Consider the following 21,447-nt stretch of genomic DNA (forward strand, 5'->3'; position numbering starts at 1 on the left):
CTCGCGCCCGTACTTTGTTGCGCCGGGATGAAATCCGCAGCCCAGGGCGTTGGGCCCTCCGTCAGCAGGACGAGAGCGGCAGCGCGGGAGGCTCGGGTGGCAGCGGCGAGGGAAACGACAGGTCAAGGATGGGCCAGGCGGCTCGCCGGCTACTGCTGGCGCTACCGCGGCACGGTGCTCCTCGCCCTCGGCTCCTCGCTCGGCGGCATGGCCGTCATGGCGCTCGTGCCCCTCATACCCAAGCTGATCATCGACGACGTGATCGGCTCGCACCAGCGCCCGCTGGCCCCCTGGGCCACGCTCCTCATAGTCGCCGCCGTAGTCGTCTACGGCCTGACGTACGTCCGCCGCTACTACGGCGGACGCCTCGCCCTCGACGTCCAGCACGACCTGCGGACCGAGATGCACGAGGCGATCGCACGGCTCGACGGCCGGCGCCAGGACGAGCTGTCCACCGGCCAGGTCGTCGGCCGCGCGACCAGCGACCTCCAGCTGATCCAGAGCCTCCTCTTCATGCTGCCGATGATGATCGGCAACCTGATGCTGTTCGCCATCTCGCTCGTCGTGATGGTGGTCCTCTCCCCGCTCCTGACCGTCGTCGCCCTCGCCGTCGCCCCCGCCCTGTGGATCCTCGCCAAGCACAGCCGCACCCGGCTCTTCCCCGCCACCTGGTACGCCCAGGGGCAGGCCGCCGCCGTCGCCGGCGTCGTGGACGGCGCGGTGAGCGGCGTCCGCGTCGTCAAGGGCTTCGGCCAGGAGGCGCAGGAGAGCGGCAAGCTCCGCGAGGTGAGCCGCCGGCTCTTCGCCGGCCGCCTGCGCACCGTGCGCCTCAACTCCCGCTACACCCCTGCCCTGCAGGCCGTCCCCGCGCTCGGCCAGGTGGCCATGCTCGCCCTCGGCGGCTGGATGGCCACCCGCGGCCAGATCACCCTCGGCACCTTCGTCGCCTTCTCGACCTACCTGGCGCAGCTCGTCGGCCCCGTGCGGATGCTCACCATGGTCCTCACCGTCGGCCAGCAGGCCCGCGCGGGCGTCGAGCGCGTCCTCGAACTCGTCGACACCGAGCCCGTCGTCCAGGAGCGCCCCGGCGCCGCCGAGCTGCCCCCGGACGCCCCCGCCACCGTCGAGTTCGACGACGTCACCTTCGGCTACGACCCGGCGCGGCCCGTCCTCGACGGCTTCAACCTGCGCCTGGAGCCCGGCGAGACCGTGGCCGTCGTCGGCGCCTCCGGCAGCGGCAAGTCCACCGTCTCGCTGCTGCTGCCGCGCTTCTACGACGTCACCGGCGGCGCCGTGCGCGTCGGCGGCCACGACGTCCGCGACCTCACCCTGCCCTCCCTGCGCGCTGCCATCGGCCTCGTCCCCGAGGACAGCTTCCTGTTCTCCGACAGCATCCGCGACAACATCGCCTACGGGCACCCGGACGCCACGGACGAGCAGATCCGCGCCGCCGCGCGCGCCGCACAGGCCGACGGCTTCATCGGCGAACTGCCCGACGGCTACGACACCGCCGTCGGCGAGCAGGGCCTGACCCTCTCCGGCGGCCAGCGCCAGCGCATCGCCCTGGCCCGCGCGATCCTCACCGACCCCCGCCTGCTGCTCCTGGACGACGCGACGTCCGCGGTCGACGCGCGCGTGGAGCACGAGATCCACGAGGCGCTGCGGAGCGTCATGGCGGGCCGTACGACCCTGCTCATCGCCCACCGCGCCTCCACGCTGGCGCTCGCCGACCGGATCGCGGTCCTGGACGGCGGCCGGCTCGTGGATGTCGGCACCGCGGAGGAGCTGGAGGAGCGCTGCGAGCGCTACCGCCTCCTGCTGACGGATCCGGGTGAGCTGGCCGGGGTGACGAGGGACCCGGCGGGGCTCTCCGCTCCGGTCGCCCTCGCCGGCGTCTTCGGCGGAGAGGCGTCCGCCGCGGGCGTCCTCGACCGCACGGATGTCCTCGGCCGTGCGGACGGCCACGCGCGCGTGGACGCCCCTTCCCGCCCCGAGGTCGACGCGACCCCGGTCAAGCCCCGGCGGGTCCTGGCCGACGGCGTCACCCCCTCCCTGTGGGTGCGCAAGGACGAGCCCGCGGGCAGCTCCGACGGCGTCACGGGCATGCCCGCCACGCCCGAACTGCTCGCCAAGGTGGCCGCCCTGCCGCCCGCGGACGACACCCCCGACGTGGACGAGGAGCGGGCCGCGCGCCCGGAGGAGGCCTACGGGCTGCGGCAGCTGCTGCGCGGCTTCCGCACGCCGCTCGTGCTGAGCCTGCTGCTGGTGACGGTCGACGCCGTCGCCGGGCTGCTGCTGCCGGTGCTGATCCGGCACGGCATCGACCAGGGCGTCCAGCAGCTCGCCCTGGGAGCGGTCTGGGCGGCCTCGGGGCTGGCCCTGCTCGTGGTGGCGGCCCAGTGGGCCGCCCAGGTCGCGGAGACGCGCATGACGGGCCGCACGGGCGAGCGCATCCTCTACGCCCTGCGCGTGAAGATCTTCGCCCAGCTCCAGCGGCTGGGGCTCGACTACTATGAGCGCGAGCTCACCGGCAAGATCATGACGCGGATGACTACGGACGTGGACGCCCTGTCCACGTTCCTGCAGACCGGCCTGGTCACCGCCGTCGTCTCCGTCCTCACCTTCTTCGGCATACTCGTCGCCCTCCTCGTCATCGACGTCGAACTGGCCCTCGTCGTCTTCGCCACGCTGCCGCCGCTGATCGCCGGGACCGTCGTCTTCCGCCGGCAGAGCGTCAAGGCGTACGAGCTGGCGCGCGAGCGCGTCGGGCTGGTCAACGCCGACCTGCAGGAGAGCGTCGCCGGCCTGCGCATCGTGCAGGCGTTCCGCCGCGAGGCGGCCGGCGCCCGGCGGTTCGCGGAGCGCAGCTGGTCCTACCGGCAGGCGCGCGTCCGCGGCCAGTGGCTGATCTCGGTCTACTTCCCCTTCGTCCAGCTGCTGTCGTCCGTCGCCGCCGCCGCTGTGCTCATCGTCGGCGCGGGCCGGGTGGGCGACGGCACGCTCACGGCGGGCGCGCTGGTTGCCTACCTGCTCTACATCGATCTGTTCTTCGCGCCCGTCCAGCAGCTGTCGCAGGTCTTCGACGGCTACCAGCAGGCCACCGTCTCCCTCGGCCGCGTGCAGGGCCTGCTGCGCGAGCCGACCACCACGCCCGTGGCCGAACGGCCGCGCCCGGTGCGGGAGCTGTCCGGCGAGATCGTCTTCGACGACGTCGCCTTCCACTACGGCGACGGCGAGAACGCCCTGTCCGGCATCAGCCTGACGATCCCGGCCGGCCAGACCGTCGCCTTCGTCGGCGAGACCGGCGCGGGCAAGTCCACCCTCGTCAAGCTGGTGGCGCGGTTCTACGACCCGACGGGCGGCGCGGTCCGCGTGGACGGCCACGACCTGCGCGAGCTGGACCCCACCAGCTACCGGCACCGGCTCGGCGTCGTCCCCCAGGAGCCCTACCTCTTCCCGGGCACGGTGCGCGACGCCATCGCCTACGGGCGCCCGGACGCCGCCGACGCCGAGGTGGAGGCCGCGGCCCGCGCGGTCGGCGCCCACGACATGATCGCCACGCTGGACGGCGGCTACCTGCACCCGGTCACCGAGCGGGGCCGCAACCTCTCCGCAGGCCAGCGCCAGCTGATCGCCCTGGCCAGGGCGGAGCTGGTCGATCCGGACGTCCTGCTGCTGGACGAGGCCACCGCCGCCCTGGACCTGGCCACCGAGGCGCTGGTCAACCAGGCCACGGACCGGCTGGCCGGGCGCCGCACGACGCTCGTGGTCGCCCACCGGCTGACCACGGCCGCCCGCGCGGACCGGGTGGTGGTCCTCGACCACGGCCGGGTCGTCGAGGACGGCACGCACGCCGAGCTGCTGGCCCGCGAGGGGCGCTACGCGGACCTGTGGCGGACGTTCACGGGCGAGGCGGTGCCTGCGTAGGCCGGGAGCGCCCCCGCCCGGTAGGTTGGCGCCGGACAAGCCTGGCCCGGCCGTTTCTCACCGAGCGGGGGACTCGTGCGCACACTCACCTACTTCATCGCCACCACCATCGACGGCTTCATCGCCGGCCCCGGTGACGAGTTCGGGTTCATGATGTCGGTCCTGGACGACGAGTACGTCTCGGCGCTGGTCGAGAGCTACCCCGACACCGTCTCCGCGCGCGGCCGCGAGGCCGTCGGACTCGGCCCGGACAACAGGGACATCGACACGGTCCTGATGGGCCGCAACACCTACGAGCCCGGCCTGTCGGTCGGCATGACCAGCCCGTACCCGCACCTGCGGCAGTACGTGATCTCGAAGTCCCTCGCCGCCAGTCCCGACCCCGCGGTCACCGTTTTCTCCGGCGACCCGGTGGAGCTGGTCCGCGGCCTCAAGCAGGAGGAGGGCAAGGGGATCTGGCTGTGCGGCGGGGCGAACCTCGCGGGACAGCTGCGCGGCGAGATCGACGAGCTCGTGGTGAAGGTCAACCCGTTCGTGGCGGGGAAGGGCATCCCGCTGTTCTCGGCGGAGTTCTCCCCGGAGCGCTACGACCTGAAGGGGACCCGCTCCTTCGGCAACGGCGTCGTGATGGTGACGTACGCCAAGCGGACCGGCTGAGCCCGGCGGGGCCGCCGCCGGCGGCGCCGGGAGCGGGAGGGCGGGAGAAAAGGGTCTGGTGCGCAGGTCGGCCCCCCGGGTAGGTTCGCGGCGAACTTGCGAACCCAGGGGAGGGCGAATGCGCAAGGCTCTCAGATGGCTGCTGGCGCTGACGGTGCTCGCGGGCACCGTCGGTGCCGGCAGCGCCACGGCGGGGGCGGCCGAGAAGGCCACCGAGCCGGACATCAAGGACCGCGTCCTGAAGATTCCGGGCATGAAGCTGGTCGAGGAGAAGCCCTACGAGGGCTACCGCTACCTCGTTCTGACCTACGATCAGCCGGTCGACCACCGGCACCCGGCCAAGGGCACCTTCCAGCAGCGCTTCACGCTGCTGCACAAGTCGACGGACCGGCCGACCGTCTTCTTCACCTCCGGCTACAACGTCAACACCAACCCCGGACGCAGCGAGCCGACGCGCATCGTCGACGGCAACCAGGTGTCGATGGAGTACCGTTTCTTCACCCCGTCGCGGCCGCAGCCCGCCGACTGGTCGAAGCTCGACATCTACCAGGCGGCCAGTGACCAGCACCGCCTCTTCGCGGCCCTCAAGCCGCTCTACAACAAGAACTGGCTGGCCACCGGCGGCTCCAAGGGCGGCATGACGGCGACGTACTACCGCCGCTACTACCCGCACGACATGAACGGCACCGTGGCCTACGTCGCGCCCAACGACATCGACAACAACGAGGACTCGGCCTACGACCGGTTCTTCGCGAACGTCGGCGACCAGGCCTGCCGCACCCAGCTCAACTCGGTGCAGCGCCAGGCGCTGCTGCGCCGCGGCGAGTTCGTCGCCCGCTACCAGAAGTGGGCCGACGAGAACGGCAAGACGTTCAAGACCCTGGGCGGCATCGACCAGGCCTTCGAGAACGTCGTGGTCGACCTGGTCTGGTCGTTCTGGCAGTACCACCTGCAGAGCGAGTGCGCCTCCGTGCCCGCCACGAACGCCTCCACCGACGAGCTGTACAAGTTCGTCGACACCATCTCGGGCTTCGACGGCTACACCGACCAGGGCCTGGAGCGCTTCACGCCGTACTACTACCAGGCGGGCACCGAGCTCGGCGCGCCGAGCGTGAAGAACGCGCACCTCAAGGGCCTTCTCCGGCACCCCGAGACGCTCAACCCGCGCTCGTACGTGCCCCGGGAGATCCCGATGAAGTTCAAGCGCGGCGTCATGGCCGACGTCGACCGCTGGGTGCGCGAGGACAGCGAGCGGATGCTCTTCGTCTACGGGCAGAACGACCCGTGGAGCGGCGAGCCGTTCCGCCTCGGCAGGAACGCGGCCGCGCGTGACGACTACCGCTTCTACGCGCCGGGCGGCAACCACGGCTCGAACATCGCGCAGCTGGTCGCCGACGAGCGGGCCAAGGCCACGGCCAAGGTCCTGGAGTGGGCGGGCGTCACCCCGGCGGCGGTCCGCAAGGACGAGGCGCACGCCAAGCCGCTCGCCCCGTACGACGCGAAGCTCGACAAGCCGGTCGTCGAGCAGCGGCAGGCCCTGCGGCCGTAACCGCGACCGCCCCGGCGGGGCGGGCTAGACCAGGCGGCGGGCGCACCCGACGGGTGCCCCGCCGCCCACTTGTACGTACAGGTCGGTCGAGGGCGGGCACTCCGGCCGCGCCCCGACCCGGCCCGTGATGCGGTACTCGGGGGCGTGGGCCGCCGAGCCGTCGCAGGCGGTCTCCTTCACGACCCCGTCCCGCTGGGTGTAGAGGCAGTCGCCGGTCACCGTCACCGGCCCGCCGCCCATGCCGGGGTCGCCCGGGTGCGGCGGCTGGAGGTTGCGCATGCAGGCGTAGCCCTCGGGCGCGCTGTGCGCCTCCGAGGCGCCCTGGTCGACGGCGGTGATGTGCAGGACGAAGTCGGTCTCGTCGGGGCAGCGCGGGCCGCCCGGGCGGGGGCCGTTGTAGCGGGCGAGGACCCGGGCCGCGGCCTCCCCGCTCCGGCAGGAGATCTCGGTGAAGGAGCCCGCGCTCCGCCCCGCGCACTCGCCGCGGGCCAGGAACGCCGGATCGCGCCCCGGGAGGACGTGGGCGGTGGGGATGCCGGCGGCGCCCGCGGGCTGCTGCTGGGCCCGGCAGCCGCTCAGCGCGGCGGTCGCGCCGGACGCGAGCAGCGCGAGCGCGAGCAGCACCGTCCGCGGCGCGCCATGGCCCATGGTGACCCCCGTCCCCCCGATGCGCTCCAGCGTGGCTTCCCGGGCCCGGCGCGCACCAGACGTGCCGGGCGCACGGTGGCGGTGGAAACGATGTGGGTGCGGGCGCGTGCCACCGGGCGTACGCCGGGTGCGCGCGCTGTTCCCGGATCCGCCCCGCCCGTACGCCGTGCCCGTCCGCCCCGCCCGCCTCATCCGGGCCACCGGCCGGACCCGCCGCCGGCGCTGTGGAGCGGGGGGCGCACCGGCGACGGCGTGCTGCCTTCCGCAGGCGGCGGAGAGGGAGAGTCAGCAACCGGCCGGCGGCGCGGGCCGACACCGCTCTGCGGGTACGGCGGCAGCACGGCCCTTGGACGGGCGGCGCCCCCGGGCGGTTCCCGCACCCGGCGCGCGTCAGTCGTGCGCGCGCCGCTTCCCGCCGAGCGCGGGCAGCCGCCGGGTCAGCAGCCGTGCGCGCGGCGCGAGCCGCCGGGCCATCGCGAACACCGACTCCGTACGGGAGCGGTCGCTGTCCAGGACGGTGAAGAGGTTGACCCCGAGGTAGAAGGTGATCGCGGCGTTGGCGAGGTCGCGCGGCGGGGTCAGGCGCGCGAGCGGCGTCCCGCCGATGACCCGCTCCAGGGTCTGCTCGACGAAGGCGATCCACGGCTCGGCCCGCTCCCGGATCCCCGCGCGCAGCTCCGGCTTGGCGACGGCGGCGGCGACGAGCTCGGAGAACAGCGTCAGGTGCCCGGCCTCGATGTCGCTGCGGTACACGCGCGTGCCGGCGTCCACCAGGTCCTCAAGGGTGCGGGCGTCCGCGACGGCCTCGGTGAGCAGCTTCATGCGTTCGGCGGAGGAGCGGTCGAGCGCCGCGAACAGCAGCGGGTCGACGCCCCCGAAGTGATAGAACACCAGCGCCGAATTGACCCCCGCCTCCTTGGCGATCGTCCGTGCGCTCGACTTGGCGTACCCCTGCGTCCGCAGCACGGTGTCCGCTGCCCGGATCAGCCGTTCCTTGGTGTCCACCGTCATGTGTGCAGCCCTCTCGCCGAGGCTGCATCATACGGTTCGAGCGAGTGGCGCAACCATGCGATCAAGCCGGTGACCAGCTGCTGAACGCCTCCCGGACGGTGGTTCAGAACGTCCTCAGGGGCCACTGCTCGTGGAGCGCGCGGACGGCCTCTGTGATCGCGGGCCGGCGGGCCGCGCCCGTGCGCCACAGGGCGAAGAGCCGCCGCACGGGCACCGGCTCCAGCGGCACGGCGCGCACGCCCGCGGGCAGCGGGCCCCGCCCCAGGCGGGGCATCAGCGTGATCCCGAGCCCCGCGGCGACCAGGGCGAGGTGGGTGTGGTTCTCGGCGACCTGGTAGGCGAGGTCCGGCTCGTGCCCGGTGGCGCGCAGCGTCCGTACGAGCCAGTCGTGGCAGACGGCGCCCGGCGGCTGGCAGATCCAGCGGTGGTGCGGCAGGTCCGTCCGGTCGAGCACATCGCGGCCGGCCAGCGGGTGGCCCTCCGGCACCAGTACGTCGCACCGGTCGTCACCGATGACCGCCCGCTCCAGGCCCTCCGGGGCGGCCAGCGGGGCGATGTCCCAGTCGTGCGTGACCGCGAGGTCGATGACCCCCTGGGAGACCAGGTCGGCCGACAGGTGCGGGTCCACCTCCAGCAGCCGGGCGTCGAGCGCCGGGTGGTCGCCGCCGAGCCGGGCGAGCACGCCGGGCATCAGGCCGCGCGCGGCCGACGCGAACGCCCCGACGACCAGCCGGCCCGCCGGCCGCCCCCGGCGCTCCTCCAGCTCCGTCTCCGCCTGCTCGACCAGGGCCAGCAACTGCCGGGCGGTGGCCGCCAGGTGCCGCCCCTCGTCGGTCAGCGCCACACCGCGCCCGCGCCGCTCCAGCAGCGTCGTGCGCGTCTCCCGCTCCAGCTTGGTGACGGCCTGCGAGACGGCCGACGGCGTGTAGCCCAGGGCCACGGCCGCGGCGCTCACCGAACCGTGCACCGACACCGCGTGCAGCGCCCGCAGGCGGGCCAGGTCCAGCACGGAAGTCCCCCTCGTCGTTTCAGCGTTGCTGAATCCCATCATGAAGGAACCTGTGCTGGTGCTACAGAGTCCGGGCGGCGAGGCTGGCCCGTATGCGTCCCCTGCACCTCGCCCTCGCCGTTCTCGTCGCCGCCGTCTGGGGCGTCAACTTCGTCGTCATCGACGTCGGCCTCGACCACTTCCCGCCGCTGCTCTTCTCCGCCCTGCGCTTCCTCGCGGCGGCCGTGCCGGCCGTCTTCCTGGTCGGGCGGCCGCAGGTCCGGTGGCGCTGGATCGTGGCCGTCGGGCTGGTCCTCGGCGTGGGCAAGTTCGGCCTGCTGTTCACCGGCATGCACCTGGGGATGCCGGCCGGCCTGTCCTCGCTCGTCCTGCAGGTGCAGGCGGTCTTCACGGCCCTCTTCGCCGTCGCCGCGCTGGGCGAACGGCTCGGCCGCACCCGCCTGCTCGGCATGGCCCTGGCGCTGGCGGGCATCGCGGTGGCCGCCGTCGACGAGGGCACCTCCGGAACGCTCCTCGGCTTCGCGCTCGTCGTGGCCGCCGCGGCCGTGTGGGGCGTGTCCAACGTGATCACGCGCAAGGCCGCGCCGCCCGACGCGCTGCGCTTCATGGTGTGGGTGAGCACCGTGCCGGTGCTGCCGCTCCTGCTGCTCTCGCTCCTCTTCGAGGGCCCGGAGGCCGACGCCGCGGCGCTGCGGTCGCTCGACTGGAGCGGCGCCGGGGCGATCCTCTTCGTCGCCTGGGTCTCCACCGTCCTCGGCTTCGGCGCCTGGGGCTTCCTGCTGCGCACCTACGACGCCTCGGCGGTCGCGCCCTTCACCCTGCTGGTGCCCGTCTTCGGCATGTCGTCGGCGGCGCTCGTGCTGGGCGAGGGGGTGAGCCCGCTGCGCTGGGGCGCGGCGGTGCTGCTCGTGTCCGGGGTGGGTGTCACGGCCCTGGCGGGGCGGCGGCGAGCAGGCCGCGCAGGTACTCCGCCCCCGGCCCCGCCAGCTGCCCGAAACCGGCCGCCTGCGGGTACCAGCGCTTCTCGTACTCCCAGCACAGCCAGCCGTCCCAGCCCGACGCGGTGAGCACCCGGACGCACTCGCCGAGCGGCAGCGCCCCCGCGCCCAGCGGCAGCGGATCGAGCGCCTCGGCCGAGGCGACGTCCTTCACCTGCACGTAGCCCAGGTGCGGGGCGAGCACGGGGAGGCTCTCGGCGGGCGTCTCGCCGCCGAGCCAGGTGTGCAGGACGTCCCACAGGGCGCCGATGTTGCCGTGCCCCACGGGGCCGAGCACGCGGGCGGCGTCCGCGGCACGGCGGTGCGAGTCGTGGGTCTCCAGCAGCACGTGCACGCCCCGGTCGGCGGCGAGGGGGGCCACCGTGCCCAGCCGCCGGGCCGCCGTCGCGTCGGCCTCCTCCGCGGACAGGTCGCCGCCGCCGGGGAAGACCCGCACGTAGCGGGCGCCGAGGTCGGCCGCAAGGTGGACCAGGCCGGACAGCTCGTGCAGCACGGGCGAGTCGTCCCCGGCCGCGGCGACGCGTGCGTACCCGGCCACCGCCAGGATCTCCACGCCCGCCCCGGCGAACTCCGCGACCGCCGCCTCCCGCTCCTTCGCCCCGCACCCGGGGTGCACGGGCTCCTCCGGGTGCGCCCGCAGCTCCACGCCGTCCCAGCCGTGCGCACGGGCCAGCCGCACCACCTCCCACAGGGGCAGTCCGGGCACTCCGAGGGTGGAGAAGGCGAGCTTCATGGGGTTACGCGTTCCCCGGCCCGGAGGAGCTGGAACCTTACCTTCGGTACATCCAGGGCTTACCCGGGGTAGCCGAAGGCGCCAAAATCGCACAAGGGGTAACGGAACGATAACTCCTTGAAAGCGCTGCAACCCTTTACGGCCCGGGTGGGTCGTACTTGTCATCGGGCTTCCCGGGGAGGGATCCGGGGGGATTCGGGGGAAGCCGGTTTTGGGGGGATACGAGGGGCCCGGTCGTCGGACCGGGCCCCTCTGCCTTTCCCGCTCCGGGGGAGTTGTCCACAGGTCCGAACACCTGTCAGACCGCGGCGGTACCGTCGGTGCATGGTCCAGATGGCAGTGGTCGAAGGTGTCCTGGAGCGGATCACCTACGCCAACGAGGAGAGCGGCTATACGGTCGCCCGCGTCGACACCGGCCGCGGCGGCGGCGATCTCCTCACGGTGGTCGGCTCGCTGCTCGGGGCGCAGCCGGGGGAGTCCCTGCGCCTGGAGGGCCGCTGGGGCTCCCACCCGCAGTACGGGCGGCAGTTCACCGTGGAGAACTACACCACCGTCCTGCCCGCCACCGTCCAGGGCATCCGCCGCTATCTGGGCTCCGGCCTGATCAAGGGCATCGGCCCGCGCATCGCCGACCGCATCACCGAGCACTTCGGCACGGACACCCTCGACGTCATCGAGCAGCAGCCGGAGCGCCTGATCGAGGTCCCCGGCCTCGGCCCGAAGCGCACGAAGTTGATCGGCGCCGCCTGGGAGGAGCAGAAGGCCATCAAGGAGGTCATGGTCTTCCTCCAGGGGGTGGGCGTCTCCACCTCCATCGCCGTGCGCATCTACAAGAAGTATGGCGACGCCTCCATCTCCGTCACCCGCAACCAGCCCTACCGCCTCGCGGCCGACGTCTGGGGCATCGGCTTCCTCACCGCCGACCGCATCGCCCAGGCCGTCGGCATCCCGCACGACAGCCCCGAGCGGGTCAAGGCCGGCCTGCAGTACGCCCTTTCCCAGTCCACCGACCAGGGCCACTGCTACCTCCCCGAGGAGCGGCTGATCGCGGACGCCGTGAAGCTCCTCCAGGTCGACACCGGCCTCGTCATCGACTGCCTGGCCGAACTGGCCGCCCAGGAGGGCGAGGAGGGCCCGGGCGTCGTCCGCGAGAGCGTTCCCGGCCCGGAGGACGGGCAGCCCGTCACCGCCGTCTACCTCGTCCCCTTCCACCGCGCCGAACTGTCCCTGGCCGGGCAGGTGAAGCGGCTGCTGGGCGCCGAGGGCGACCGGCTCGCCGCCTTCCGCGACGTCGACTGGGACCGGGCCCTCACCTGGCTCGCGGGCCGTACGGGCGCGCAGCTGGCCGCCGAGCAGCGGGAGGCGGTCCGGCTCGCGCTCACCAGCAAGGTCGCGGTGCTCACCGGCGGGCCCGGCTGCGGCAAGTCCTTCACCGTCCGGTCCGTGGTCGAACTGGCCCGGGCCAAGGGGGCGAAGGTGGTGCTCGCGGCGCCCACCGGCAGGGCCGCGAAGCGGCTCTCCGAGCTGACGGGCGCCGAGGCGTCCACCGTCCACCGCCTCCTGGAGCTCAAGCCCGGCGGGGACGCGGCCTACGACAAGGACCGCCCCCTGGACGCCGATCTGGTCGTCGTGGACGAGGCCTCCATGCTCGACCTGCTGCTGGCCAACAAGCTCGTCAAGGCCGTGGCCCCCGGGGCCCACCTGCTCCTGGTGGGCGATGTGGACCAACTGCCCTCCGTGGGCGCCGGGGAGGTGCTGCGCGACCTCCTGGCGCCCGGCGGCCCCGTCCCCGCCGTCCGGCTCACGCGCATCTTCCGGCAGGCGCAGCAGTCCGGCGTCGTCACCAATGCACACCGCATCAACTCCGGGGCCCAGCCCCTCACTCAGGGGATGACGGACTTCTTCCTCTTCGCCGAGGAGGACACCGAGGAGGCGGGCCGGCTCACCGTGGACGTGGCGGCCCGGCGCATCCCCGCCAAGTTCGGGCTCGACCCCCGGCGTGACGTCCAGGTGCTGGCGCCGATGCACCGCGGCCCGGCGGGCGCCGGCACGCTCAACGGACTGCTCCAGCAGGCCATTACGCCCGCCCGGCCCGACCTGCCCGAGAAGCGCTTCGGCGGCCGGGTCTTCCGCGTCGGCGACAAGGTCACCCAAGTGCGCAATAACTATGAAAAGGGGCAGAATGGAGTCTTCAACGGGACGGTGGGCGTCGTCACCGGGCTCGACGTCGTCGAGCAGCGGCTGACCGTGCGCACCGACGAGGACGAGGAGGTGGGCTACGACTTCGACGAACTCGACGAGCTCGCCCACGCCTACGCCGTGACCATCCACCGCTCGCAGGGCAGCGAGTACCCGGCCGTGGTGATCCCCGTCACCACGGGTGCCTGGATGATGCTCCAGCGCAATTTGCTCTATACCGCGGTAACCCGGGCAAAACGGCTGGTGGTGCTGGTGGGCTCGCGGAAGGCGCTCGGACAGGCCGTACGGACCGTCTCCGCAGGCAGGAGGTGTACGGCGCTCGATCACCGGCTGGCGAGGTGAGTCCGCTCGGGGAGGTTTTGTGAAGGGTCGAAAGGGCCATTCCTGCGCGCGAAGGGGCCCTGTGAGGCGCGGATCCGGGGTGGGATTCGTCTCTCATCGGTTTACCAACCGGGGCGAAGGGGGCAGTATGGCCAGGCTGGACGGCACTGAGTGCCGTCTTTAGGCCCTATGGCCGACCCCGAGTGCACGTGCATCGTCCAAATGGGGGAAGGTAGGGGTAGTCAGGGCACCTCGAAGAAGAGGCACAACGTCGGTGAGGGATGACGTGAGCGACAACTCTGTAGTACTGCGGTACGGGGACGGCGAATACACCTACCCGGTGGTCGACAGCACCGTCGGCGACAAGGGCTTCGATATCAGCAAGCTCCGCGCCCAGACCGGGCTGGTGACCCTGGACTCCGGTTACGGCAACACCGCCGCCTACAAATCCGCGATCACCTACCTCGACGGCGAGCAGGGCATCCTGCGCTACCGGGGCTACCCGATCGAGCAGCTCGCCGAGCGCAGCTCCTTCCTCGAGACCGCCTTCCTGCTGATCAACGGCGAGCTCCCCTCGGGCGACGAGCTGGACGCCTTCAAGGGCGAGATCACCCAGCACACCCTGCTCCACGAGGACGTCAAGCGCTTCTACGACGGCTTCCCGCGTGACGCGCACCCGATGGCGATGCTGTCCTCCGTGGTCAGCGCGCTGTCGACGTTCTACCAGGACAGCCACAACCCGTTCGACGAGAAGCAGCGCCACCTCTCCACGATCCGGCTGCTCGCCAAGCTGCCGACGATCGCGGCGTACGCGTACAAGAAGTCGATCGGCCACCCGGTGGTCTACCCGCGCAACGACCTCGGCTACGTCGAGAACTTCCTGCGCATGACCTTCTCGGTGCCCGCCGCCGAGTACGAGCTGGACCCGGTCGTCGTCAGCGCGCTCGACAAGCTGCTGATCCTGCACGCCGACCACGAGCAGAACTGCTCGACCTCGACCGTGCGCCTGGTGGGCTCCTCGCAGGCCAACCTCTTCGCGTCGATCTCCGCCGGCATCAACGCCCTGTGGGGCCCGCTGCACGGTGGCGCCAACCAGTCGGTGCTGGAGATGCTCGAGGGCATCCAGGCCGACGGCGGCGACGTCGACGCCTTCATCCGCAAGGTGAAGAACAAGGAGGACGGCGTCCGCCTGATGGGCTTCGGGCACCGCGTCTACAAGAGCTTCGACCCCCGGGCGAAGATCATCAAGGCGGCGGCGCACGATGTCCTCTCGGCGCTCGGCAAGTCCGACGAGCTGCTCGACATCGCGCTGAAGCTCGAGGAGCACGCGCTCTCCGACGACTACTTCGTCTCGCGCAACCTCTACCCGAACGTGGACTTCTACACGGGTCTGATCTACCGGGCCATGGGTTTCCCGACCGAGATGTTCACCGTGCTCTTCGCCCTCGGCCGCCTCCCGGGCTGGATCGCCCAGTGGCACGAGATGATCAAGGAGCCGGGTTCCCGCATCGGCCGCCCGCGCCAGATCTACACCGGCGTCGTCGAGCGCGACCTCCCCGTCGAGCGCGCCTGACCCGCACGAGGCCGCGAGCCGTGAGGCCGCACGCAAGGCCGTGAGCCGACAAAAGCCCTGAGAGCCGCCATGGCTCTCAGGGCTTTTCGCAGGGCTTGAGAAAAGCGCCCCGCCCCCGATCCCCCCACGGGTCGGAGCGGGGCGCTTCCCGTTCCCCGGTACGGATTCCCCCCACGGGATCCGGCCGGGAGCCTCGGTGCGCGCGACCGACGCGATCTGCCGGGACGCGTACGTACGGGAGGGCCGCTCAAAGCTCCCCGGGTACGTGCCCCGGCCACGCGTGGCCGGTACCGTCCCCCAAGACGATCCAGCACTGCCTGGTTAGACCCTCGACCCCCCGCAATGGTTACGTTGGGATTGCTGTGATCTAGGTCTCCTGCCATAACGGGCGCAGTCGGGCAAGAGGGCAAGTGTGTGGGTGTTGTGTCACTTATGCGGCCGCGTGGGGTTCCGCGGCCGCCGTGGGTGAGGTGTCAGTCGCGGCCGACGAGCTCGTAACCCGCCTCGTCCACCGCCGCGCGGACGGCCTCGTCGTCCAGGGGGGCCGCGGAGGTCACGGTGACCTGGCCGGCGGCGGCCACGGCCTTGACGGACACCACGCCGGGCAGGGCGGAGATCTCCTCCGTCACCGCGGACTCGCAGTGGCCGCAGGTCATGCCGGTCACGCGGTAGACGGTGACGGAGTCGGTGGTCTGGGAGCTCATGACGGTTCTCCTCGGAAGGGGTTGGTCGTGGTGCCGTGCACCAGTGGGAACACCTTACCCCCTGGGGGTATTCCTGTGGGGGTGAACCGGACATCCGTGCCCCGGGGTTGCGCGCCCGGCGGTCCAACGACGGGGCCCCGGACCGCGCGTGCGGTCCGGGGCCGGAAGGGTGGACGGGTGGAGGGTCAGTTCCCGCTGTCGCGCCGGGAACGGTTGCCCGGGCGGGAGGCCACCCAGGCGCGGACGGTGTCCGCGAACCAGTAGGGCTTGCCGCCCTCGGTCAGGTCGGGCTTGGGCAGTAGCCCGTGCTTCCGGTAGGTCCGCACGGTATCGGTCTGTACCCCGATGTGCGCTGCGATCTCCTTGTAGGACCAGAGTCGACGGTCAGTCATCTCGCGCCTCTCCGCTGCGCCGCAGCGACGGAGGGGGATCCGTCGGGGGAGCTGCGGCGCGGCCTTGTCGATCACCACGACTGTTGTCCCGTGAACGACGCAGAGTGACCGTCGATGAGGCGCTGTCGTACGGCTGTGACGGAAGGGCGGCGGGAACGTGACGCCTGTGACGCACGCATGACCCCGGATCAGCCCGTGGGGCCGGATTCCGCGGGGCCGGATTCCGGGGGGACGGCCGGGCGGACCGGCCGGTTCTCCCGGCGGGACGTCTCGCACGCCTCCGCCACCAGCAGGGCGTACAGGCCCTCGCGGGCCGGGCAGGGGTTGGGTCCCTCGCCGCGGGCCGCCCGCACGAAGGCGGCCAGCTCGGCGCGGTACGCGGCGCCGAAGCGCTCCAGGAAGCCGGTCCAGGGACGGGCTGGAGGGGGCGGGCCGGACGGCTCGGCCGACGTCGCGGGCGTCCGGGCGTCCAGGCCGACGACCCACTGGTCGAGCTCCCCGGACAGCTCCGTCCGCACGTCGTAGCCCGCGCCGTTGCAGCGGGTCGCCGTCGCCGTCACCAGGGTGCCGTCGTCCAGGGTGAGCAGGGCGGCGGCCGTGTCCACGTCCCCGGCCGCGCGGAAGGCCGCCGCGCCCGCGCCGCCGGTCGCGCCCCGCGCGTACACCTCCGTCACCTCCCGGCCCGTCAGCCAGCGCACCGCGTCGAAGTCGTGCACCAGGCAGTCGCGGATCAGCCCGCCCGAGCGGGCCAGGAACTCCGGCGGCGGGGGCGCGGGGTCGGACGTGACGGCGCGGATGGTGTGCACGCGGCCGAGCCGCCCCGTGCGCAGCGCCTCGCGCGCGGCGCGGAAACCGGCGTCGAAGCGCCGCTGGAACCCCAGCTGCAGCAGCGTCCCCGCGGCGTCGGCCTCGCGCAGCGCGCGCAGCGTCCCGGGGACGTCGAGGGCGACCGGCTTCTCGCAGAACGCGGGCAGCCCGGCGCGGGCCGCGCGCGCGATCAGGCCGGGGTGGGCGGAGGTGGTCGCCGCGATCACGACCGCGTCCACGCGGCCGTCGAACACGGCCTCGGGGGAGGGCGCGGCACGGGCGCCGACACGCTCGGCGACCGCGGCGGCCCGCTCGTGGTCGGCGTCCGCGACGACGACCTGCCCGACCCCGTCGAGCGCCTTGACCACGGCCGCGTGATGCGCCCCGATCCGCCCGGCCCCGACGACTCCGATCCGCATGACTGACTCCGTCCTGTAGCCTGGCCCGCGCCGCGTCAGGCGTACAACGGCGGGCGCGCCGCCAGGGCGACCTCCGTGCGGGTGCCCGACGACTGGGCCCGGACGCCCGCTTCGCAGACCGCCGCCGCCGCGTAGCCGTCCCACGCGCTCGGCCCCTCCGTCGCGCCGCGCCGCGTGGCGTCGACCCAGTGCTGGACCTCGCGGTCGTACGCGTCGCGGAAGCGGTCCACGTAGTCCTGGGCGACGACGCCGCCCCACCGGCCGGCCGCGTTCACGTACAGCCCGTGCGCGTCGCCGAGCCGTGCGCTGCCGCGCTCGGCCACGGCCTCGCACTGCACCTGGTAGCCGAAGCCGCAGTTGACGAAGATCTCGACGTCGGCGACGGCTCCGCCGGACGCCTCCAGGATGACCAGCTGGGGGTCGCTCAGGGCGTCCGGCGCGGCGGACGAGGGGGCCGGTTTCACCACGCTCACCGCCGTGATCTCCTGCCCCAGGAGCCATCGCGTGGCATCGATCTCGTGCACCACCGAGTCGTTGATCATCATCGCCTCGGTGAAGCCGGGCGGCGTGGCCACGTTGCGGTGCCGGCAGTGCAGCATCAGCGTCCGTCCGAGCGCCCCGCCGTCGAGCAGCGCCTTGAGCTGCACGTACTCCGCGTCGTAGCGCCGCATGAAGCCCACCTGCACCCGCCGGTGGCCGAGCCGGACCTCGGCGTCCAGCACCCGCAGCGCGGACGCCGGATCGGGTGTGAGGGGCTTCTCGCACAGCACGGGCAGGTCGCGCGCGAGGGCGTCCAACAGGGCCGCCTCGTGCGCGGGCCCGGGCGAGGCGATGAGCACGGCGTCGACGCCGGGCGCGTCCATCGCCGCGGCGGCGTCGGTGTGGGCCGCGCATCCGGGGATGCCCGCCGCCGCCTTCTCCGCGCGTTCGCCGTCGACGTCTATGACCGCGGCCACCCGGGCCCCGCTGATGACCTCGTCGATGCGCCGGACGTGGTCGGACCCCATCCGCCCCGTGCCGATGACGGCGACGCCGAGGGTGCCTTCGTGCTTCATGCGTCCCACTTTCCTCGTCTCAGACGCCGCAGCCGCGCAGGAACCCCCGCGTGCGCCGCGCGATCGGCAGCGGGCGGTCCGGCGGGCACGGGTACATGTCCTGTTCCACGATGGCGAACAGGTCCGCGTCCAGCCGGGAGGCCGCGTCGATGACCGGTTCCAGCGCGGGAATCCCCCGTGGCGGCTCGCACATGACGCCCTGTCGCACGGCGGGCCCGAAGGCCGTCCCCTTGGCGAGGACGTCCGCGAGGACCTCCGGGTCGACCTGCTTGAGGTGGAGGTAGCCGATCCGCTCCCCGTACGTCTCGATGAGCCGGACGCTGTCCCCGCCGCAGTACGCGTAGTGCCCGGTGTCCAGGCAGAGGCTGACCAGCGAGGCGTCCGTGGCGTCCAGGAAGCGCTCGACGTGCGCCTCGCTGTCGATGTGGGTGTCGGCGTGCGGGTGGACGACGATGCCGAGCCCGTAGCGCTCGCGGACCTCGCGGGCGAGCCGCTCCGTGCCGGCGGCGAGATGGCGCCACTGCTCCGCGCTCAGCTCCGGGTCCTCGACGATCTCCGCGGTCCTGTCGTCGCGCCAGAAGGAGGGGATGACGACCAGGTGGCGGGCGCCCGTCGCGGCGGTGAGCTCCGCGACCGGGGCGACGTGCTCCCAGGTCGCCTCCCAGGCGGCCGGCCCGCGGTGCAGCGCGGTGAAGACCGTGCCGGCGGAGACCGTGAGGCCGCGCCGCTGCGTCTCGTCGCGCAGGCGGGCGGCGTCGGTCGGCAGATAGCCGTACGGGCCCAGTTCGATCCACTCGTAGCCCGCCTCGGCGACCTCGTCGAGGAACCGCTCCCACGGCAGCTGCGCGGGATCGTCGGCGAACCAGACGCCCCACGAGTCGGGGGCGGAACCGACCCGGATGCGGCGGCGGTCGGCGGCGGGGGGCGTCGCGTGGGGAGCGGGCATGGTGGCTCTCCTCGGGCGAGGGCGGAATTGCCCGTAGCTTCCTAGCGGGCGCGGGGGAGTGTCAAGGCTTCGTCCGGACATACGGACGTAACGTCAAGGCACGTTCCGTTCACGTCTATATGTAAGGACAAATCCTTGACAGGGTCCGGCGGACCCGGCTAGACCTGAGCCGAATCGTCAGGAAGGGCGCCGATGAGCCAGCCGAGTCCGCGTACGTCCCCCACCCCGTTCGACCTGATCACCATGGGCCGGGTCGGCGTGGACCTCTACCCCCTGCAGACCGGCGTGCCGCTGGCGAAGGCCGAGACCTTCGGGAAGTTCCTGGGCGGCTCCCCGGCGAACGTCGCCGTCGCCGCGGCGCGGCTCGGCCGGCGCACGGCGCTCATCAGCCGCACCGGCGCCGACCCCTTCGGCGACTACCTCCACGACGCGCTGCGCGACTTCGGCGTCTGCGACCGGTGGGTGACGCCCGTCGCCGCCTACCCCACGCCCCTGACCTTCTGCGAGGTCTTCCCGCCGGACGACTTCCCCCTCTACTTCTACCGCCGCCCCAAGGCCCCCGACCTGGAGATCCACCCCCACGAGCTCGACCTCGGCGCGATCCGGGACGCCCGCGTCTTCTGGGCGACCGGCACCGGCCTGTGCGAGGAGCCCAGCCGGGCCGCGACGCTGGCCGCGCTCGCGGCGCGCGGGCGGCGCGACGTCACCGTCCTCGACCTCGACTGGCGGCCGCTGTTCTGGGGCGGCGAGGGCGGCGCCTCGGGCGCGGGCGGGCGGACGGGGCCCGCCGCCATGGCCGCCGCCCGGCCGCACTACGCCGCCGCCCTCGCCCACGCCACGGTCGCCGTCGGCAACGCCGACGAGTGCGAGGTCGCCACCGGCGAGCGCGCACCGCACGCCGCCGCGCGGGCGCTGCTCGCCGCCGGCGTCGAACTCGCCGTGGTCAAACGGGGACCCGAGGGCGTCCTCGCCGTCCACCGCGACGGGACGAGGGCGGAAGTGCCGCCCGTGAAGGTGGAGGTCGTCAACGGCCTCGGCGCGGGCGACGCGTTCGGCGGCGCCCTGTGCCACGGACTGCTGGCCGGCTGGCCGCTCGAACGGACGCTGACGTACGCCAACGCGGCGGGGGCGCTGGTGGCCACGCGGCTGTCGTGCTCGGCGGCGATGCCGACGGGGGAGGAGATCGAGGGGCTGCTGGGCGGGGGTGCGGTGGCTTCCGGCGGGGTCGGCCGGTCCGGCGCGTCCGGTGCTTACGGCGGCTCCCGGCGTTCCGGCGCCTCCGGCGAGTCCGACGCCTCTCGCGCCGCAGGCCCGGAGGCCGGCTCGTCCGGTCCCGGACCCGGTGTGTCCCGCCCCGGACCCGGTGTGTCCCGCCCCGGAGCCGGCCCTTCCGGTGCGGAAGGCGTCGCTCCCCGTACGGAGGTCCCCCGCCCGTGAGCGTGCAGATCGCCGAGCTCGCCCGGATCCGCAGCCGGCACCCCGAAGCCATCGCCGAAGCCGCCGCCCGGCGCGCCCGGCGGCCGCTCGTCGGTGACAGCGGACGACTGATGATCATCGCGGCGGACCACCCCGCGCGCGGCGCCCTCGGCGTCGGCGACCGCCCCCTCGCCATGGCCGCCCGGCCCGACCTGCTGGAGCGGCTCTGCCTCGCGCTGTCCCGGCCCGGCGTCGACGGGGTCCTCGCCTCCGCCGACGTCCTGGACGACCTGCTGCTGCTCGGCGCGCTGGAGAACAAGGTCGTCATCGGCTCCATGAACCGCGGCGGGCTGGCCGGCGCGGCCTTCGAGATGGACGACCGCTTCACCGGACCCCGCGCGGAGGACCTCGCGGCGCTCGGCTTCGACGCGGGCAAGCTGCTCCTGCGCATCGACCCCGGCGACCCCGGCTCGCTCACGACCCTGCACGCCGCCGCCCGCGCCGTCGACGCGATGGCGGCGCGCCGGCTGCCGGTCTTCGTCGAACCGTTCCTCTCCCGGCGCACCGGCGGCAAGGTCGTCAACGACCTGAGCGCCGAAGCCGTCACGAGGGCGATCGCCATCGCCTCGGGGCTCGGGGGCACGTCCGCCTACACCTGGCTCAAGGTTCCGGTCACGGACGACCCCGCGGACATGGCGCGGGTGATGGAGACGTCGACGCTGCCGGCCGTGCTCCTCGGAGGCGACGTCGGGGACGACCCGGACGCGGCGTACGAGCGCTGGCGGACGGCGCTGCGCCTGCCGACCGTCCAGGGGCTCGTCGTGGGCCGGGCCCTCCTCTACCCGGCGGACGGGGACGTGGCGGGAGCGGTGGACAGGGCGGTGGGGTTGCTGTGACAGGTGCGCTGCGCGCGGCGCGGCCGGGTGCTCCGGGGTGCGTTCGTGGTCGGGTGACGGCCCGTCGGGAAGGCCCCGCCCCGCCCGTCGCCGGGGTGGGTCCGGCACCGCCGGGCCGGTTCGCGGGGGTTGCCCGCCGCTGCGGCGGGGGAGAGGCCCCGGTCCCTCCCCCAGCTACCGCTGGGAG

General features: G+C 73.3%; 16 protein-coding genes and 1 pseudogene. 8 read left to right on the plus strand and 9 right to left on the minus strand.

Features of this window, described 5'->3' with window-relative positions; genetic code table 11:
* Nucleotides 1-27: 27 nt before the first annotated feature.
* From NQU55_RS13230 to NQU55_RS13240, 3 genes are all read left to right on the plus strand, one after another.
* Nucleotides 28-3,927, plus strand: coding sequence for an ABC transporter ATP-binding protein (locus tag NQU55_RS13230; protein ID WP_168091802.1), 3,900 nt, complete (start codon nucleotides 28-30; stop codon nucleotides 3,925-3,927).
* Nucleotides 3,928-4,002: 75 nt separating this feature from the next.
* Nucleotides 4,003-4,584 carry a dihydrofolate reductase family protein gene (locus tag NQU55_RS13235; protein WP_168091801.1) on the plus strand — a complete coding sequence of 194 codons (582 nt, stop codon included), beginning with the start codon at nucleotides 4,003-4,005 and terminating at the stop codon, nucleotides 4,582-4,584.
* Nucleotides 4,585-4,702: 118 nt separating this feature from the next.
* Nucleotides 4,703-6,133 carry a S28 family serine protease gene (locus NQU55_RS13240; protein WP_256790595.1) on the plus strand — a complete coding sequence of 477 codons (1,431 nt, stop codon included), beginning with the start codon at nucleotides 4,703-4,705 and terminating at the stop codon, nucleotides 6,131-6,133.
* Between the two features lie 24 nt (nucleotides 6,134-6,157).
* Here NQU55_RS13240 and NQU55_RS13245 read toward each other — a convergent pair whose 3' ends face one another.
* The 3 genes from NQU55_RS13245 to NQU55_RS13255 form a co-directional block, all read right to left on the minus strand.
* The gene (locus NQU55_RS13245) at nucleotides 6,158-6,781 is read right to left on the minus strand and encodes a hypothetical protein (RefSeq protein WP_240976998.1); all 624 of its coding nucleotides are present in this window, start codon (nucleotides 6,779-6,781) and stop codon (nucleotides 6,158-6,160) included.
* Between the two features lie 390 nt (nucleotides 6,782-7,171).
* On the minus strand, nucleotides 7,172-7,792 hold the full coding sequence (locus NQU55_RS13250; protein WP_168096387.1) for a TetR/AcrR family transcriptional regulator: 621 nt from the start codon (nucleotides 7,790-7,792) through the stop codon (nucleotides 7,172-7,174).
* A 103-nt stretch (nucleotides 7,793-7,895) separates the two neighbouring features.
* A complete protein-coding gene (locus tag NQU55_RS13255) occupies nucleotides 7,896-8,801 on the minus strand; it encodes a LysR family transcriptional regulator (RefSeq protein ID WP_168096386.1) in 906 nt (301 codons plus the stop codon).
* 92 nt (nucleotides 8,802-8,893) lie between these two features.
* Here NQU55_RS13255 and NQU55_RS13260 point away from each other — a divergent pair, with 92 nt between their 5' ends.
* Nucleotides 8,894-9,868 carry an EamA family transporter gene (locus NQU55_RS13260; RefSeq protein WP_256790596.1) on the plus strand — a complete coding sequence of 325 codons (975 nt, stop codon included), beginning with the start codon at nucleotides 8,894-8,896 and terminating at the stop codon, nucleotides 9,866-9,868.
* On the opposite strand, the pseudogene NQU55_RS13265 reads toward NQU55_RS13260, so the two are convergent.
* A pseudogene (locus NQU55_RS13265) lies at nucleotides 9,861-10,697 on the minus strand (sugar phosphate isomerase/epimerase family protein); the annotation flags it as partial. The gene NQU55_RS13260 and the pseudogene NQU55_RS13265 overlap by 8 nt on opposite strands.
* A gap of 159 nt (nucleotides 10,698-10,856) precedes the next feature.
* Between NQU55_RS13265 and recD2 the strand changes: the two are divergent.
* Together recD2 and NQU55_RS13275 are read left to right on the plus strand one after the other, a co-directional pair.
* On the plus strand, nucleotides 10,857-13,073 hold the full coding sequence (gene recD2 / locus NQU55_RS13270) for an SF1B family DNA helicase RecD2 (protein ID WP_168095328.1): 2,217 nt from the start codon (nucleotides 10,857-10,859) through the stop codon (nucleotides 13,071-13,073).
* A 265-nt stretch (nucleotides 13,074-13,338) separates the two neighbouring features.
* Nucleotides 13,339-14,625 carry a citrate synthase gene (locus NQU55_RS13275; protein WP_168095329.1) on the plus strand — a complete coding sequence of 429 codons (1,287 nt, stop codon included), beginning with the start codon at nucleotides 13,339-13,341 and terminating at the stop codon, nucleotides 14,623-14,625.
* A gap of 473 nt (nucleotides 14,626-15,098) precedes the next feature.
* Here NQU55_RS13275 and NQU55_RS13280 read toward each other — a convergent pair whose 3' ends face one another.
* The 5 genes from NQU55_RS13280 to NQU55_RS13300 form a co-directional block, all read right to left on the minus strand.
* Nucleotides 15,099-15,329, minus strand: a complete 231-nt coding sequence (locus NQU55_RS13280; RefSeq protein ID WP_168095330.1) for a heavy-metal-associated domain-containing protein — start codon at nucleotides 15,327-15,329, stop codon at nucleotides 15,099-15,101.
* Between the two features lie 185 nt (nucleotides 15,330-15,514).
* Nucleotides 15,515-15,721 carry a helix-turn-helix transcriptional regulator gene (locus NQU55_RS13285; RefSeq protein ID WP_168095331.1) on the minus strand — a complete coding sequence of 69 codons (207 nt, stop codon included), beginning with the start codon at nucleotides 15,719-15,721 and terminating at the stop codon, nucleotides 15,515-15,517.
* 188 nt (nucleotides 15,722-15,909) lie between these two features.
* Nucleotides 15,910-16,947: a Gfo/Idh/MocA family protein gene (locus NQU55_RS13290; protein WP_256790597.1), complete on the minus strand. Its 1,038-nt coding sequence runs from the start codon at nucleotides 16,945-16,947 to the stop codon at nucleotides 15,910-15,912.
* A 35-nt stretch (nucleotides 16,948-16,982) separates the two neighbouring features.
* Nucleotides 16,983-18,002, minus strand: a complete 1,020-nt coding sequence (locus NQU55_RS13295; protein ID WP_168094848.1) for a Gfo/Idh/MocA family protein — start codon at nucleotides 18,000-18,002, stop codon at nucleotides 16,983-16,985.
* Between the two features lie 19 nt (nucleotides 18,003-18,021).
* Nucleotides 18,022-18,948, minus strand: a complete 927-nt coding sequence (locus tag NQU55_RS13300) for a sugar phosphate isomerase/epimerase family protein (protein WP_168094847.1) — start codon at nucleotides 18,946-18,948, stop codon at nucleotides 18,022-18,024.
* Between the two features lie 192 nt (nucleotides 18,949-19,140).
* Here NQU55_RS13300 and iolC point away from each other — a divergent pair, with 192 nt between their 5' ends.
* Both iolC and NQU55_RS13310 read left to right on the plus strand, forming a co-directional pair.
* Nucleotides 19,141-20,385 (plus strand): 5-dehydro-2-deoxygluconokinase, encoded by a 1,245-nt coding sequence (gene iolC, locus NQU55_RS13305; protein WP_168094846.1) that lies wholly within the window; start codon nucleotides 19,141-19,143, stop codon nucleotides 20,383-20,385.
* Nucleotides 20,382-21,260, plus strand: a complete 879-nt coding sequence (locus NQU55_RS13310; RefSeq protein ID WP_168094845.1) for a Cgl0159 family (beta/alpha)8-fold protein — start codon at nucleotides 20,382-20,384, stop codon at nucleotides 21,258-21,260. The genes iolC and NQU55_RS13310 overlap by 4 nt, the downstream gene beginning before the upstream one ends.
* Nucleotides 21,261-21,447 lie beyond the last annotated feature (187 nt).

It is taken from the genome of Streptomyces telluris (assembly GCF_024519335.1).
In the GTDB taxonomy this organism is placed as follows: Bacteria; Actinomycetota; Actinomycetes; order Streptomycetales; family Streptomycetaceae; genus Streptomyces; species Streptomyces telluris.

Coding starts and splice junctions, on each gene's coding strand:
- NQU55_RS13230 (WP_168091802.1), top strand. CDS start 28: ATGAAATCCGCAGCCCAGGGCGTTGGGCCCTCCGTCAGCAGGACGAGA.
- NQU55_RS13240 (WP_256790595.1), top strand. CDS start 4,703: ATGCGCAAGGCTCTCAGATGGCTGCTGGCGCTGACGGTGCTCGCGGGC.
- NQU55_RS13245 (WP_240976998.1), bottom strand. CDS start 6,781: ATGGGCCATGGCGCGCCGCGGACGGTGCTGCTCGCGCTCGCGCTGCTC.
- NQU55_RS13250 (WP_168096387.1), bottom strand. CDS start 7,792: ATGACGGTGGACACCAAGGAACGGCTGATCCGGGCAGCGGACACCGTG.
- NQU55_RS13260 (WP_256790596.1), top strand. CDS start 8,894: ATGCGTCCCCTGCACCTCGCCCTCGCCGTTCTCGTCGCCGCCGTCTGG.
- recD2 (WP_168095328.1), top strand. CDS start 10,857: ATGGTCCAGATGGCAGTGGTCGAAGGTGTCCTGGAGCGGATCACCTAC.
- NQU55_RS13280 (WP_168095330.1), bottom strand. CDS start 15,329: ATGAGCTCCCAGACCACCGACTCCGTCACCGTCTACCGCGTGACCGGC.
- NQU55_RS13285 (WP_168095331.1), bottom strand. CDS start 15,721: ATGACTGACCGTCGACTCTGGTCCTACAAGGAGATCGCAGCGCACATC.
- NQU55_RS13290 (WP_256790597.1), bottom strand. CDS start 16,947: ATGCGGATCGGAGTCGTCGGGGCCGGGCGGATCGGGGCGCATCACGCG.
- NQU55_RS13295 (WP_168094848.1), bottom strand. CDS start 18,002: ATGAAGCACGAAGGCACCCTCGGCGTCGCCGTCATCGGCACGGGGCGG.
- NQU55_RS13300 (WP_168094847.1), bottom strand. CDS start 18,948: ATGCCCGCTCCCCACGCGACGCCCCCCGCCGCCGACCGCCGCCGCATC.
- iolC (WP_168094846.1), top strand. CDS start 19,141: ATGAGCCAGCCGAGTCCGCGTACGTCCCCCACCCCGTTCGACCTGATC.